The 16,956-nt window shown below is 32.4% G+C and carries 10 protein-coding genes; 5 read left to right on the forward strand and 5 right to left on the reverse strand.

The annotated features are described in order from the left end of the window. Nucleotides 1-20 precede the first annotated feature (20 nt). Nucleotides 21-1,994 (forward strand): protein-disulfide reductase DsbD family protein, encoded by a 1,974-nt coding sequence (locus AC2TDS_RS12320; RefSeq protein ID WP_484735882.1) that lies wholly within the window; start codon nt 21-23, stop codon nt 1,992-1,994. Between the two features lie 440 nt (nt 1,995-2,434). On the opposite strand, the gene AC2TDS_RS12325 is transcribed toward AC2TDS_RS12320, so the two are convergent. Next, on the reverse strand, nt 2,435-5,062 hold the full coding sequence (locus AC2TDS_RS12325; RefSeq protein WP_484735883.1) for a GEVED domain-containing protein: 2,628 nt from the start codon (nt 5,060-5,062) through the stop codon (nt 2,435-2,437). Nucleotides 5,063-5,959: 897 nt separating this feature from the next. Here AC2TDS_RS12325 and relB point away from each other — a divergent pair. From relB to AC2TDS_RS12345, 4 genes are all read left to right on the forward strand, one after another. Beyond that, the gene (gene relB / locus AC2TDS_RS12330) at nt 5,960-6,304 is read left to right on the forward strand and encodes a type II toxin-antitoxin system RelB family anti-toxin (protein WP_484735884.1); all 345 of its coding nucleotides are present in this window, start codon (nt 5,960-5,962) and stop codon (nt 6,302-6,304) included. A gap of 5 nt (nt 6,305-6,309) precedes the next feature. Further along, a complete protein-coding gene (locus AC2TDS_RS12335; RefSeq protein ID WP_484735885.1) occupies nt 6,310-7,590 on the forward strand; it encodes a type II toxin-antitoxin system HipA family toxin in 1,281 nt (426 codons plus the stop codon). A gap of 599 nt (nt 7,591-8,189) precedes the next feature. Continuing rightward, on the forward strand, nt 8,190-8,522 hold the full coding sequence (locus AC2TDS_RS12340; protein ID WP_484735886.1) for a hypothetical protein: 333 nt from the start codon (nt 8,190-8,192) through the stop codon (nt 8,520-8,522). Between the two features lie 324 nt (nt 8,523-8,846). After that, entirely contained in the window at nt 8,847-10,382 is a 1,536-nt protein-coding gene (locus tag AC2TDS_RS12345; protein ID WP_484735887.1) for a YifB family Mg chelatase-like AAA ATPase, read from the forward strand. A gap of 194 nt (nt 10,383-10,576) precedes the next feature. Here the strand turns inward: AC2TDS_RS12345 and AC2TDS_RS12350 are convergent, their stop codons facing one another. From AC2TDS_RS12350 to AC2TDS_RS12365, 4 genes are read right to left on the reverse strand one after another with little or no spacing between them, the layout of a single operon-like run. Beyond that, entirely contained in the window at nt 10,577-12,247 is a 1,671-nt protein-coding gene (locus AC2TDS_RS12350) for a hypothetical protein (RefSeq protein ID WP_484735888.1), read from the reverse strand. A gap of 13 nt (nt 12,248-12,260) precedes the next feature. Further along, complete coding sequence (locus tag AC2TDS_RS12355) at nt 12,261-13,481, reverse strand: DUF4249 domain-containing protein (RefSeq protein ID WP_484735889.1); 1,221 nt, start codon at nt 13,479-13,481, stop codon at nt 12,261-12,263. A gap of 3 nt (nt 13,482-13,484) precedes the next feature. Continuing rightward, nucleotides 13,485-16,232, reverse strand: a complete 2,748-nt coding sequence (locus tag AC2TDS_RS12360) for a TonB-dependent receptor (protein WP_484735890.1) — start codon at nt 16,230-16,232, stop codon at nt 13,485-13,487. Nucleotides 16,233-16,236: 4 nt separating this feature from the next. Further along, nucleotides 16,237-16,932, reverse strand: coding sequence for a hypothetical protein (locus AC2TDS_RS12365; RefSeq protein WP_484735891.1), 696 nt, complete (start codon nt 16,930-16,932; stop codon nt 16,237-16,239). Nucleotides 16,933-16,956: the final 24 nt, after the last annotated feature.

Below are 16,956 nucleotides of genomic sequence, written 5' to 3' on the forward strand. Positions count from 1 at the left end.
CCCCTGTAAACTATTATAGAATGAAAAAACTCTTTACTCTAATTTTGTTTTTTATAGGTTTCGTTACTTTCTCCCAAACTGATGATAATCCTTTATTGGTAACACCAGCAGTTGAAAAAGTTTCAGATACTGAGTATGATTTAATCTTCAACATAGTAATTGCTGAAGATTGGCACTTATACTCTCAATACAATCCAGAAGATGCTTCTTTACCTATGACCATAACACCTGCAGAAGGTGAGGCAGGGTACACTTTAAGTGGTAAAGCTACAGAAAGTGAAACGGAAAGTGAATTTAGTGAGATTTGGGCAAAGGATGAAATTTTCTTTGTCGAAGAAGCGATTGTAGTGCAACGTATTAATATAACGGATCCAGCTATCACTCAAGTGGTTTTAAATCTTGATGCTCAGGTGTGTAAGGAATATTGTTTGCCTTTTGATGAAGATTTTACATTTTCTCTAACAGGGGCTCCTGTTGATCAAACAGTTGCTGAATTAGACGATAAAAGTAAATCCTTATCTGAATCGTTAAAGCTAGATTTAAAGAATACGATAATGCTAGAGACTTCTGCTAAAGAAGAAACAAGCAAGAAAAACAGTAGTTTATTTAATATATTTTTGTTAGGGTTTGTAGGAGGTTTATTGGCTTTCCTAACTCCTTGTGTGTTCCCAATGGTACCGTTAACCGTTTCTTTTTTCACCAAGAGAACAGAGAAGAAAACTAAAGGAAGAGGTACTGGTAGCGCTATATTGTATGGTTTCTTTATCATACTTATATATGCCTTATTAAGTGTGCCATTTCATTATTTAGATACATTAGACCCTGAGATTTTAAATAATATATCTACCAATATATGGTTAAATGTGTTCTTCTTTGTAGTATTGATTTTCTTTGCTGGATCATTTTTCGGGTTATATGAAATGACTTTACCAAGCTCTTGGAGTAGTAAAACGGATAAAGCTTCTAGTAGTATTGGAGGAATTGTAGGTATCTTTTTTATGGCTTTAACATTGGCTATTGTTTCTTTCTCATGTACAGGACCAATCTTAGGATCATTATTAGCAGGGTCGTTAACTTCTGATGGAGGTGCTATGCAATTATCAGCCGGAATGACAGGCTTTGGTGTAGCATTGGCTTTACCTTTTGCATTGTTTGCAATGTTTCCTGGTTGGTTAAATTCATTACCAAAATCAGGTAGTTGGTTAAATACAGTGAAAGTAGTATTAGGATTCCTAGAACTTGCTTTTGCATTCAAATTCTTGTCGAATGCTGATTTAGTAGGGCACTGGAATTTACTAAAACGTGAAGTATTTATTGGTATATGGGCTCTTTTAGCATTTTTAATGGCTTTATATTTATTCGGGTTTATCGGAAAAAAATACGGAAAAATATCGTTGTTAAGAGTGTTGATGGGATTAGTTTCAATAGGAGCTGCTATTTATTTAATCCCTGGTGTAATGCAAAAACCAGCATGGGATCAAGGAAGACTACTAAGTGGTTTTGCTCCTCCACAATTTCATAGTATTTATCAACAAGACAATCAATGTCCATTAAACCTAAATTGTTTTAAAGATTTTGATGAAGGTGTAGCTTATGCGAAGTCTGTTAACAAACCTATTTTATTAGATTTTACTGGGTGGGCTTGTGTGAACTGTAGAAAAATGGAAGAGAATATTTGGAGTCAGCCTGATGTATACAAAATTCTTAATAAAGACTATGTGTTAATTTCTTTATATGTGGATGATCATCAAAGAATGCTCCCAGAATCTGAGCAATTCGATTATATCAAACCAAATGGTAAAGTAAAAAGAATTAGAACTTATGGAGATAAGTGGGCAACATTACAGATTGCAAACTTTAAAACAGCATCACAACCATTCTATGTGTCTTTAAGCCCAGATTTAGAGGTCTTAAATACACCTGAACAGTACACTGATAAAGAAACGTATTTTAAATGGTTAAAAACCGGATTAAATCGTTTTAAAAACAAGTAATACATACTAGTTATTATATATAAAAGCCTCTTTAATTTAAAGAGGCTTTCTTTTTGGGTTCAACCCTAGTATTTCATGGGGTGTTAAGTTAATTTGACAATGGAGATTGTTTATGATTAATGCTAATACCAGTTGTTGTTTGAACTTACTATAAAAGAAAATGGCAAATGGTATAATCTAAGGGTGCTCGTATTTTAACACTGACTTTTCATGGCATCATACCGATGATTATTTCAAGTCTTTTAATGAGTGAAATAAAATTTAGAGGTAACTTCCATTCCAGTCGGTATAAAACGATTAACTATAAAAATTCTATCAAAACTTACTAGGTAGTCCAATGAGTCGTTGGCATAAAAAAGCGTTCTATGAAAAAAGCCTCGATGAAATCGAGGCTAAAAAATCAAATTTATTTTTTAATCATACTTTTGAGATGATAGTGTTTATTGTTTTATAAACTTTTTAGTTGTAACGGTTTTACCATTATTAACGGTTATAAAATATAAGCCTGTTTCAAGATTTCTTACGTTTATTTCTCTTGTTACATTGCCTTTAATAATAGTTTGCCCTGAGATATTTACGATACTATAGCTGCCTTGCGTATTGGTGCCCATTTTTATATATAATGTATCACCGGTTACGGGGTTAGGATAAATACGAACGGGTTCAAATACATTGTTATTTATTGTTAAACTTGATGGAAAAGAAACACCACCTCCATTGTCAATAATTGTAACAGCATAGTCTTCAACTTCTCCATATTTAAAAGTTTCACAAGGGCTAGGGATTCCATTGTATTTCATAGATACGCGCATTCTTGTTGTTCCTGTTTTTGCCCCTGATGGCACTGTGAATCTTCCGCTTACTGGAGAAGATATAGAAGGTGTTTTGGCAAATACTCGTTCTCCGGAATCATTAAAATCACCATCTTGGTTATAGTCTATCCAAACAGCATAACCTTCTTTATAAAAGCTTCCAGTCCAAGTAGGTGTTATTGTTATGGTATTGGAGGTTTCCTTTTTAATAGTTACAGGTGGTAGACTTTCTGTATAGTCTGAATATCCAATACTGGTGACTCCTTCTCCTGATGAATTAGAAATAAAATCAAAATTATTTCCTGATCCTAGCAATACAAATTTACTTATATATTCATCATTAGTGCTGTTACCGTTAGAATGGCAATATGTCAATATAGCTGAGTTTACAATAACAGTTCTCGTTACCTCCACGGCTGTATTTCCACTGGCGTCACTTACGTTGTATTTTATAATATAGGTGCCTGCTGAGTTTGTATCGACAGAGCCACTAACTACAATGCTTGACGTTAAATTACCATCAACATTATCGGAAGCTGTTGCTCCTTGCTCGAAATAGGTGTCTCCAACATTAAGATTAATGGTTGAATTACCAGTTAATGTAATTACAGGAGGGGTAGTGTCTATCGTTGATTTAATGTGTACTGTGTAATCTTCCACCTCACCATAATTAAAATCACCGCAGGGTTGTGGTGTTCTGTTATATTGCATAGACACACGCATCCTTGTAGATCCTGTCGTAGCATTTAAAGGTACTGTAAAGGTCCCGCTAACAGATGATAATTTAGAAGGCGATTTAGTAAATACCTGTTCATTTGAATCGTCGAAATCACCATCTTGGTTGTAATCTATCCACACAGCATAGCCTTCATTGTAAGCACCTCCTGACCAACCAGGGCTTATTGAAATTGTTGCTGCTTTACCTTTCTCTAAATCAGTAGCTATTGCTGTATAGTTTCCATATCCACCAGGAGATGCTCCTGTGACATTGTCTATGTCTTTAAGTTTTACTCTGTTTATGTATTCATAGGCTGTGTTTTGACCGCTGGAAGCACAATAGACAGTGGTTTGTTGAGTTGAGCAAGAATTGGAAGGTTGACCATAGAGTGACTGTATAGCAGTTATATCATCTGGTTGTAAGTCATATAAATATGCATTGTAATAAGAATACATAACTGCAGAATTTACATCAGAATGGAGTAAGCCTAAACTATGTCCAAGCTCATGTAGAGTTGTTATTTCAAGTTTTATACCATCAGTCTCATTAGATCCTGTCCATCTTTCGTTATCATCAAAATGGATATCCCCTCCATATTCTGGAAAGTAAGCATGAGCAAGTGTACCACTCTGCCCATCAAAAGGAGTGTCATCACCATGACTCACCCCTGCCGGCTGACCGTGAAAAGAAAAGTCAATAGAGTTAGATAAACCAGCCTCAGCTGCTTCATTAAAATATAGGTTAGAGATATCGGACCACTTTTGTATTTGCTGTACCATTATCTCTTTTTGTTGTGATTGAGTCAAAGTAGAATTTTGACTAAAGTTTTCAAAATAGTACGTGAGCGGATAGCAGCCATCTATTTCAGGCCATTGGCTTCCCTGTATCGCATAACGACCATTATTACCACTAGAGAATTCTGCTACTGATCCATAAGGTGTTAATTGGCCAGGGCAAAATAGATGGTTTTTTTCAGTTATAGGGTTTTCACCAATATAATTTATCCAAGAAACAAAACGATTATTTGCTAGTTGTACTATTTTTTCTTTTGAAACCGTTGCTAATAGTATGTTTTTTGGGAGGCCTTTCATGCTTTTAGAGCTAATATTCATAGTGTCATAAAAGCTTTTTGTTTCTCCCTTGGAAATATTTTTAGGTAAATAGATAAGAACTTGAAATTTCCCTGATCTATTTAAATCAATATTTTTTGAAATCTTATCCTCTGGCTTCAATGCTTCATACCATGTTATGTTTTTTATTTTAGATAAATCTTTATCTAAAGGAACATAAGCAAAAATAGTAGTATGATTAACATAATTTAAGGGTGTTATAGATTGTTTTTTTAAAACTGCTGCAGAAGGGGTTCTTTTGAATTGTATTAAAAGATAAGAGTCTGTTCTAGCTTGTCTGTTTAGAATATCTTTAGATGGGATGATGGTTCTGTTCTTCAGATAAATTTTGTCCGGACTTGTTGTTTGCGAATTTAGAACTCCAGATAGGAGTAAAAGAATTTGTAAAATGTAAATTGTTTTTCTCATTTTTCTCATTGATTCATTAATTTTAAATGTTCAAGTAAAGCTAGATATTAACACTGAATATCTATTTTTTTTTCATACTACAAAAGCACTACAAAAGCACGACAGATACAGTGTAATTATACTACAACATCTTGTTATAGAGGCATTTAAATGCGGGACTTTATGTATTTTTATGGTTTTTTACTAGGTTTTTAATGAAGAAAAACACATTTATAGGTAACGCTAACAAGTATGAATAAAATGAAAAGTCAAGGACATATTAAGACCCTTGGTTTAATAGAGGTTTTATGGTCAATTTAGCGACGCTATTATATTGTTAATACCGATATATTAGGTAAGACTCCAGTTCGAATAGGAGGGAATAACCTTGATATTGCCATGGCTGAAACCTCTTTGAAATTGCTGTCATTTCAAAAACATTTTTTTAAGCGAATATAATTATGAGTAATATTACTGTAATTATCATAGATGGTGTGCTGCTTGAGGTTGCAAAACACCAACTGAAGAAGAAGTAGAAATTAAATAACTATGTATATATAGTAGAGAAAATACAACCAAATTTACTAGGTAGATAGTATTCACGCCAAATATATAAAATTTAAAGCTAATTTATAAAATACAAATTAAAACCTTCAAATAGCTATTTTGAGCTAGGTATGTAGGTTAAAATCTACATCATTAATTATAAGGTATTGAGTTTATTGCAAGAAACAGCTGCAAATAATAAAATGTCGCTGATGTATTAAATGAACTAAATTCTTATCTAAAGAGAATTTACACCATAAAAACACTTACCAATAATATATGGCTAAAAACCTGCAAAAAAACAACTTTAAGTTTAATTGCAGATTAAAATCAGTATATTTGATTATATATTATTTTTAAACTTATAGTGTTATGGATTTTTTACAAGCAATATCCGGAGATAATAAAAAGGTATCTGACTTAATGAATGAAATAAGCTCTTATATAAAAAGAGAGCGTAAAAAAAGAGGGTTAAATCAAACCGAATTAGCAGATCTTATAGGCGTTTCTAGAGACACTATATCGAAACTGGAAAGCGGCAGTGATAATTATAATGCGCTAACCTTATTCAAAATTGTTAAATATTTTGGTAGTCTTGAGGAAATCAGTGAGGTTTTTATAAAGAAGGAAAACCCATTAGAATTAAAAACTCTTTATGGGTCAGAAGAAAACGGTAAAAAAAAGAAAAGGCTACATTCACAAAAGAGTATTAAATAATAGAGATGAATAAAGAAGTCGAGCAAATAAGCGTGCAGTTATTTGGAGAAGAGATAGGTTTGTTGGCATATCAACCCGTTACAGGCATTAGTTACTTCCAGTATAACAAGAGTTTTTTAGAAAAAGAGATGTATAAAAACATATTCCCTTTTGGAATAAAAAGAAGCTCTCAAATTCAAACCTTTAAAAATTCAAACAATAAAACATTTAAAGGACTTCCTTCCGTATTTGCAGATTCCCTTCCTGATGATTTTGGAAATAAGATTTATCAAGAATGGATAAAATCTCATGAACTAAGTGCAAATGAACTAACACCTATTCATCAATTAGCTTATATGGCTAATAGAGGTATGGGGGCATTGGAATATGCTCCAGGAAAAATTATTGAGAATATTTCAGAAATTAACTTAGATGTTATTTCTGAAATATTGAAGGAAGTTATGAATAAAAAAACAGGGACAGACGAGTTACAGTTAAATGATGTTGCTTTGTTAAATATTTTTAAGTTAGGAAGTTCAGCAGGGGGAGCCAGACCGAAAGTTATTGTTTCGGAAAACAAAGAAACGGGTGGGTTGATTTCAGGAGATTTAGTGTGTTCAGAAGACTATAATCATTATTTAATTAAGTTAGATATAAGAAAAGAAAAAGAGACTTATAACAGAGCTTTAGTGGAGTACGCTTATTATAAAATGGCCATTAAATCTGGCATTGAAATGATGCCTACTAAATTAATAGAAGGAAGACATTTTGCTACGGAGAGGTTTGATAGAGTAAATGGAGAAAAAGTACATGTTTTAACTGCAACAGGTATAAGTGGTTTGGATTTTAGAGAAGCTGAACCATCTTCTTATGAAACCCTTTTTGAAATTGCTAACTACCTTAATGTACCACCTTCAGGGGTAGATTCAATTTATAGAAGAATGATTTTTAATTATGTCTTTCACAATACAGATGATCACTTAAAAAACCATTCATTTATGTATAATCCAGGTTTAGATAGTTGGAATATTACACCTGCATACGATATAAATTATCCTTTAGATCCAATTAATAAATGGGTCGGAGTTGTTCATTCCCTTTCTTTAAATAAAAAAAGAAAAGGTATAGATTTAGACGATGTATTATCTATAGCGAAAGAATATAGCGTAAGCTCGCCAGAAGCAATTATAAGGGAAGTAGAAGAAGCCTCTAAAGACTGGCTAACGATAGCTACTGAAGTTGGAATTCCTGAGGAAGTATCATATCAAATTAAAGAAGATTTTCATTATTTCATAAACAAAATATAATATTTATAGGATTTCTGATGTTAATTTACACCTTGATTATTTTAAGGTATAATGCCGATCTATAGTAACACAAAAGTGTTACTGTAAGTAAATTGTTGTGTAACGTTATCTAAGAATTGGAATTACAAGGTAGCCTAGTTTTAATTGAAAGCTTTTCTTGTATTTATGTATTTGTTGTTTTAATAGATATGAAACCAAGAACTAAACAAAATCACACTAAAGTCATTTTGTTATACGTGCTTTTTTGCTAAATTAAAAGACAGCCCCAATAAGTTCGAAGTGTTCTTTTAAGTTTCAAACGAATATGATTGTGAAGCGATATTGCTATAATTATCATAGATAACAGGCTGCTTGAGGTTGCAAAACACCAACTGAAAAAGAAGTAGGAATTAAATAACTACAGAAATATGGCTTAGATAATACTACCAAATTGACTGGGTAGACGAAATGAAGCTACTATTTGTGGGGTATTTGATTAATTATAAAACGTACCAGAGTAACGTTGCATATTTTCAAATTGATTGTTTTTAAATTAGTCAGAATAGAATTGTAAACAAATAAAAAATATAGTTATTTATACAGTTATGCTGTTTTTTATAATGATAAGTTCTTGTGTCGGTCAAAAAGAAATTGTGGATAAGAAAGAATTATCTATAAGAGTTCGAGAAATGGTTGATTCCGATAAAAAAGAGAGATTATTACTCGATAAACTAAGGAAAAGTAATTTACCCAAGGAAGTTTATACAAGAAAACGAGATTCCATTTGGAAAGTTCAGTTAGCTATTGATGAACATAACATGGAAGAACTCACAGCAATTACAAAGAAATATGGATTTCCCAATACTAAGTTTTTGGAAAGTCCAGAGCCTGCTTGGCTTATATTTCAGCATACCCCTGAAAAACACAAGGAAGAAGTAAAAAAATTGTTCTAAAAAAAACCAATCTAGGGCGTTTGCCTGCTATAGAAAGTGCAATGATTATGTGGCATTTAAACGGAAGAAAAGGGGTGTCAATGGGGTTAAAAGAGAAAGGAGTGATTGTAAAAGATTTGAGGGGAAATAAATGATATCGACAGGGTAGTCCGTTATGATAAAAAGTGGTTTCAATTAGCGGAAGCATACAATCAGCTGAAATAATTACAGAAGATTTACGTCTAATTCAACATTTCTTTTATCAATTTCATAAACTGATTCAACGTTAAAATTGCATAATTCGGATTAAATAATTTTCTCTATATTTAACCAAAAGAGAATGCTATGCTCGTAAAAATCTATGGATCATCCGTTTTTGGCATTGAAGCCACCACCATTACTGTTGAAGTAAATATAGACAAAGGCATTGGCTATCATTTGGTAGGACTACCAGATAAGGCGGTCAGTGAAAGCTCTTACCGAATCTCAGCCGCCCTGAATAATATTGGCTATAAACTCCCCGGAAAGAAAATCATAATTAATATGGCGCCTGCTGATATCCGTAAAGAAGGTGCTGCTTATGATGTAACCTTGGCGATTGGTATTTTAGCGGCCTCCAATCAAATTAAATCGGATGTCATTGACCAATACCTAATCATGGGAGAGCTTTCGTTAGATGGAAGTTTACAACCCATAAAAGGCGCTTTGCCCATTGCTATAAAAGCGCACGAAGAAGGGTTTAAGTATTTTATCTTGCCAAAACAAAACGCTAAAGAAGCGGCAATAGTAGATGGTTTAGAGGTGTTAGGGGTGGAAAATATTATGGAGGTTATTGATCATTTAAATGGCGATAGTACAATTGAACCGACTATCATTGACACTCGGGCTGAGTTTTATAAACACATTGATTTTCCTGAATTTGACTTTAGCGACGTTAAAGGACAAGAGAGTATTAAACGTTGTATGGAAATCGCAGCCGCTGGTGGACATAATATTATTTTGATTGGGCCGCCTGGAGCAGGAAAAACCATGTTGGCAAAAAGACTTCCTTCTATTTTACCACCTATGACCATGCAAGAAGCACTTGAAACCACCAAAATACATTCGGTGGTAGGGAAAATTAAAAATGGAGGACTTATGTACCAACGACCGTTTAGGTCTCCTCATCATACCATATCAGACGTTGCCTTGGTGGGAGGAGGGCAGTATCCGCAACCCGGAGAAATCTCGCTGGCGCATAATGGCGTGTTATTTTTAGATGAACTGCCTGAATTTAAACGTACGGTTTTAGAAGTAATGCGGCAACCGTTAGAAGATAGGGAGGTTACTATTTCACGGGCGCGTTTTACGGTAAACTATCCCAGTAGTTTTATGTTGGTAGCAAGTATGAATCCGAGTCCGTCAGGTTATTTTAACGACCCGAATGCCCCTGTAACATCATCACCAGCAGAAATGCAGCGCTACTTAAGTAAAGTCTCAGGGCCCTTATTGGATAGAATAGATATTCATATAGAGGTTACCCCCGTTCCTTTTGATAAGCTCTCTGACGAACGAAAATCCGAAAGTAGTATTGAAATCAGAAAACGAGTCACGATCGCTAGAGATATACAATCAGAAAGGTTTAAAGAGATGGATAGTGTGCATTATAATGCACAGATGAATGTAAAGCAAATTAGAAAGTTTTGTAGGTTGTCTGAAGAAAGCAAACAACTACTAAAAACAGCTATGGAAAAACTCAATCTTTCCGCTAGAGCTTATGATCGAATTTTAAAGGTTTCTAGAACAATTGCTGATTTGGCTAATGAAAATAATATCAATCAAAATCATATTGCAGAAGCAATTCAATATAGAAGTTTGGATAGAGATGGGTGGTTGGGGTGATGTTTTTCAGTGATTTTTCTGAAAACGGTTGCTTCCATGTAAATGAGATCTGTAAGAAAACCATAAAATGTACCGTATCTAAGGTAAATTCAAATGGTAAATGGTATTATTATTTCTACACTATATGGATATAGTTAGTGTTTGTTAAAAGACCATAGTATACATGTAAACAAAAACTAGGGTGTTTTAATTTTTTATTGCACAGTGAAGATTTGTTTTAGATTAATAAATTCTCCTTGTTTCGTGTAGCCTTGCAAATTAACTTGAAAGGCCCCAGTGATATCTGAAGTGAAGAAAGTGATTGTGTTTTTAGTAAAATCGACATTAGGATTCCAATATAATTGGGTTCTAAAATCAGGGATTCTCTTGTTGTTAGCACGTTCAGAGTCTTGAAAAAAATATTTTTTTTGTGGTTGCACTGGTGTTACTTCAAACTCTTGAAAATCATCAGATTTTGAGAAGAAATCATTTTCAAAAGTTTTTACTATGATAACCCCCTGATAGATAGAATTTCCATAGAAATATTTATCTCTTACAACAGAGATTGAATTAATTTTTCTGGAATCAAAGTGAATAAAATCATCATGATTATAGACTATACGACCATCTATAATAAGTAAAGAAGGTAAATACCTGAGGGTTTGAGAGGTGTCAGAATCAGTAACGTTAATTTCATAGGATCCATTCTTATTAATAAAACCAGCGTATTGAATGACTTCTATAAAAGTTTCTTTTACCGTTTTAAACCTTTTATAGGTGTCTAATTCATAAGTAATATCAATACTGTTAAATAACGAGATTTGTTCCTTAGTATTGATAACGCTATCCTTATTTACTGTATAATAGGCGTTTTCAATTTGTGCGTAAACACTTCGGTTTTTAATGGTTTTTGTTAATTCTTTATTTAAAAATAATTCAGGAAAGTTTTTGAATTTTTGTTGAATACTTGGTGTTTTCAACAATGTAATTTTATAATCAGCTTTATTTTTATCCAGTATTTGAATAGATACCCTGTCGGTGTTTAAATTTGAAATGTTAAAGAAAAACTCTCCATTTTTATTTGTTATTGCTGTTATAGGTAGTTTGGTGTTGTTATTTGTAGCAAGTGATAATTTTATTTTAGAAAGGGGTCTAATTACTTTTGATGTTATTTTTCCATGAATAATAGCTCCTCTAAGTTCTGGTAAATAAAAGGCTGTATCTTTTTTATCTAACAATTTAGAGTTTGTTTCTTGAGGTAAAGTAAAGTTGTCTTTCTTTCTAATAGAAATCGAGAAAACACCCTGATGTTTTGAAATATGATCAGCCAATTTTAGCACGACTTTTTCTCTTTTACCATAAGACACTGTATTTTTTTTAAATAGCGTACTGTTTTCTTTATTGGTATCGTTTAAAGAATTGATTGATTGTTCGTTGGCTGTTGTTTTTGTGATATTTGTTCTAAGTTTGTTTGAAAAAGGGTTTACAATGTAGATGTTTTTTTTAAAAATAGACTTTTTATTCATCATCCATTGAGTGTATGCAATTAATTTATAGGTGCCAGTGTTAATTCCAGTATTAATAAAAAAATCTCCGTAACCAGCACCTTTTCTTAGAGAAACTCGTTGCTTTAAAATACTTTTATTATTACTATTTATTAGTTCAATATAGGCTATTTTGCTATAGGGGCTAAATGTGTTTTTTTTATCTAAACAAAAAATTGTATAGTATAAGGTTTCTCCTGTAAGTAAGAGGTTATTGTTGCAGTGTGCGTAAATTTTTTCTGTAGGAGGGGCCTCTAGGTTATAAGAAAGAAACTGTTTTGACTGACTCATAGCTGCTTTTGATAAAAGTAGTCCTATTATTACTATATACATTTTAATCATTTGCTTGGTTTTTTTAATGAATCCAAAAGTTTGGAGGGCTTATCGGACCTAAATGAGTACAATCTCCGCATTGCTTTTTTACTAGATTATAAGGTTGGTTTGGAGGAATTGGAAGCTCAGGTTCATTTTGATAAATCCATCCAGAGTTCAAACTATCCAAAAGGGGAGATGTACCATAGTTATTTACGATTTTAGGATTACCACGTTTACCGCACAGAATAGCACCCGAATAATTAAGAAAAGGAGTGTCTGTAATCTCTTCTCGATTAAAGAAAATTCTTTTTGTATCTATTGAAGAAACCTCGAAGAAACCGATGACCTTATCTAGGGTTGAATTAGTTTCTGAGACAATATTACTCTGAATATTTCCCACTTGAGTTTGAGAGAAGATATCACCTGTATCAGAGAACTTACTTAGAAGGTTATAAAAGTCATAGGTGTTTTGGTTCATTACAAACTGCTTTACTAAGATGGAGTATCTTATACCAATTAGATAACTCTCTAATGGGATTTTTCGAACAGGAAATCCAATCACTCTATCTTCTGCTAAAGTTTTTGTTTCAGTAATCATGATATTTTTTGAAGTTGCACCTCCATAACAAATGCCAGTTCCGTATATTTCGGGATCTTTATCCGCTAAATTGAATTGATATGGTGGTATGTCTGAAATTATTTCAAGCGTTTTATTACTCCATACAAATGTTTTTATTTTATAAGCTTCATCGTATTCATAGCGGTAATATTTTCCTTCATCACCTGATAAGGTGCTATTTATTCTAAAAACAAGCTCATGAACGTTCTTATCATCATTTTCTTCAATAGTTAAATTAATATTTTCAATTGTTGAAGTTAACGGCATCTTTTCAGCCGAAGAAATATAGGTTTTTCCGTCTTGGGTTTGTATTTTAAGTGTATACACTTTTCCATGTTCGGCTGCAAATTCTGAAAGGGAAGTATAAATACCGTTTTCGCCTTCTTGAAAGTCGTAAATAACTCCTGAATTATCTGAAATTGTAATCGATGCATTCCTTTCTGGGTCCAGCATTGTTGAATCTATTGGAATTGTTCTAGATAATTCAACAGAATGCTTTTTGAATTCATTTGTAAATACTGATTTTACTACCAGGTTCCTTTCAAAAGTGAGATTATTAAAATCAAAAGGCTGGATACAACTATTTACAACTATTAATAGTAGTAGTATATAAGAAAACCATTTTGTGTATTGCTTTATCATACGTTAGAATTTAAAATTATAGGTTATTGTAGGAATTGATCGAGAGAAAATAGAGCTTTGGTAAGCTTCTACATTACCAGTACTGGAGGTTTGAAAGAAAACAGAATATGGATTATTCCTGCCCAAAACATTATAAATAGAAATATTCCAAAAACTGTGAGCAAACTTTTTTATTTTATGATTACCTTCTATATTAACACCTATGTCGAGTCTGTAATAATCTGGAATCCTGAATTGATTTCTATTACTATAGGTTAAAAAGGTTTCTCCTTGGAATATAAATTTTCCTGTCGGATAGGTAATTGGCTTTCCCGATTGGTACGTGAAATTAGCAGAGAAGCTATATCTTTCTGTGAACTTATAGTTTAACACAGTATTTATATCATGAGGTTTGTCGTAATTAGTGGAGAAAAAGTTCCCGTCATTTACTCGTTCCTCGCTAAACATACTGTTCAGTTGAATAAGGGATCGAGAATAGCTGTAACCAATCCATCCGTTTAACTTGCCTTTATTTTTTCTTACTAGTAATTCTATTCCGTAAGATTTTCCTTTTCCTTGTGTTACTTGAGTTTCAATATTTTCATTTAATAGTAAAGTGGCTCCTATTTTGTAGTCAATTAGATTTTTATATCGTTTATAATAACCTTCTAAGCTCAGCTCAAAGTCGCTTCCACTAATATTTTTAAAAAGACCAAGTGAAATTTGTGTCCCCTCTTGAGGTTTGATGTTTGAGTCTGAAAGTCTCCAAGTGTCGACTGGAGTAGCGGTAGTGTTATTATTTAGTCTATGAATGTATTGAAAAGATTTATTGTACCCTGCTTTTAAAGACAAGGTGTTGTTTAGTGCATATCTACTTGCCATTCTATAGCTTAAACCATGATATGCTTTATATATTTTATTGTTTCCGTGCTCAGCTGTATTTACTAATGTGGTTTCATTTTTTGGGGCTCCAATTTGATATTCTCTTTCAGTAGCTTTACCCAATGCTAAGAATTGATTAAAACGAAGTCCTACATTAAAATTTAGTTTTGAGTTCACATTTATTTCATCGGAAATAAATAAGCCACTTTCTATAGCTTTTTCTTTTTCAATTGCAAGCGGACTAACTGTAGAGTTCTCACCGTTAGGTGATATATTCCCTGGGTTTATGTTGTAAAGTTTTGACGCTAATCCATAGTCCAATTTATGGGTATCGGAATAATCGTATTTCATTTTAAGTTTTACATTTGTTTCACTAATTTTATAAGTAAGATAAAAGCCTCTATTGGTGTTGTCGTTTTCATAGTCAATATCGAAAGCATAGCTGCTATTAGAAAGAATGAAGTTACCTCTGCTCTTGTTGTTAAAAGTATGCTGCAAGTTAAAAGAAAACATGGTGTTTCTGTATTTATTAATTGTATCTGACGCTATTTGGTATTCATCTTGGCTGTGATAGCCTGATAATTTTAAAGAATTTTTATCATTAAATCTATGCGTGTATTTTCCAATAACATCATAAAAAGAGGCGCTACTATTATCAAAATCTTCAGTATCTATAAGGTTCAGAATCCAATCTGAATAGGTACTTCTCATACCTAAATTTAATCCAGATTTATTTTTTACAATAGGAATCTCTACACTAACATTCCCAGTTACTGGACCAATAGAGGCTTCTCCTTTAAATTTTTTAGAGTTGGGATCTTTTGTTCTGATATCAAAAACGGAAGACAATCGTCCTCCATGTTCAGCAGGAATATTACCAGTATATACTTTTAAATTGTCAGTGGTAAAAGGGTTGATTGCAGAGAATAACCCCAAGAAATGAGTAGGGTTGTAAAGTATCCCATTATCCAAAAGAAATAAATTTTGATCTACTTTACCTCCTCTTACATTAACTCCTTCGGAACCTTCTCCGGCAGTTCTAATTGCGGGTAACATAGCTGCAACTTTCAAGATATCACGTTCTCCCAATACGAGAGGAATTCTTTTGATTTCTTGTACTTTGATTTGACGTATCCCTGAGATTGTTTGTCTAATGTTTCGAGTTGTATTTGCGTTGATAACAACTTCATCTAATTGTTCTGATTTTGGGCTAATGGAAAAATTCAACTTTCCACTGTTATAAATGATAATATCTTTGTATTCATTTTTAAAGCCAATAAAAGAAGCTTCTAATTTATTTTTTCCATAAGGTAGTTTCAATGAATAGTACCCGTTTTTGGTTGAAGTTGTGTAAATGTTTTTTCTTTTTTCAACAATGGTTACCCCTTCGATTGGCTCTCCAGTTTTGTCATTCTTAACAAAACCAAATAGGGTATATTTTGTTTGCTTAAGTTTCTCTTCCTTTCCTATTTTTATAAGTTGTTTGGTAGTAGTTTTTAAGTCTAATAGTACTGGAGTATTAATGCCCTCTTGCTTTTTTTCAACAGTATTATTTTCATAAATACTTTTCTTTACTAGACTGCCATTTGTAAGTACAACTTTATTACTATTTAGTACTAAATAGTTAATTTTACTTCCTCTAAAAACGGTGCCTAGGATCTTTTCAATGGTAGTGTTTTTGAAAGAAACTGTTAAGGTAGTATTGTCAAGCCACTGATCAAGGAAGAAAAATTGATAATTACTATTTTTTTCTATTAGCTCAATAATTTGTTTTTTATTTAAATTATTAATTTCAAAGGAAAGACTTTTATTGTTCTCTTGCGAAAGCACGGGCAGCGCAAGAATTATTAGGAATATAAGTAGCGTCTTTTTTATGTTAGATAATATCATTTTTTTAAACGTGGAGTTTATATATTAATTTTGAAATAAAGGTTCTAAAATCATTCCGCAATAAGTATGAATGGTCTTTAAAGTATTTTGTAATAACCTTTTTTTGGTTTGGAAAAATTTTAGTGAAATCTCTTATTGATTTTATAGGGTAATAATCGTTTTCATAGAATAAATAGTATCGATCTTTCTTTTTCCTAAAAGTGTAATATTTAAAATCCTGGTCTTTCTTTTCCTTACTTGTTTTTTCATGTTTTTTTAGAATTGAATAGTGATCAGATATAACTATTTCTTCCATAAACCCATAAGCTTTATTGAAGGTGTTAATGAATTTATGGCCCTCTAATTGAAAGCTTTTTGTTAGGGTTTTCTCAGGGGTAATTGAAATTTGTTGCTGTTCGTTAGTTAGCTTTATAACTAGTATGTCATCTACGATGTCATATTTCATTTCTATATCGTAGAAGCTTTCACCTCGATAGTGGATACTACCTTTTTTGAATTGATCGGTTAAAAAAAAGTTGTGGTTATTTTTTAGTTTTCTTCGATAGTTTTCTTTGAAAATTATGCCGTAACTTAAATTGGTGTTATTAACACCTACAGTTCTATCAAAAGAAGTGTAAAATTTTGGGTCTATGGTTCTATTTTGTGATTCAACCATAGAAATGGTAAACAAGAAAAAATAGACTACTACTAGTTTTTTCATTAGAAATGATTTAAATTAACGCAA

It is taken from the genome of Tenacibaculum profundicola (assembly GCF_057220795.1).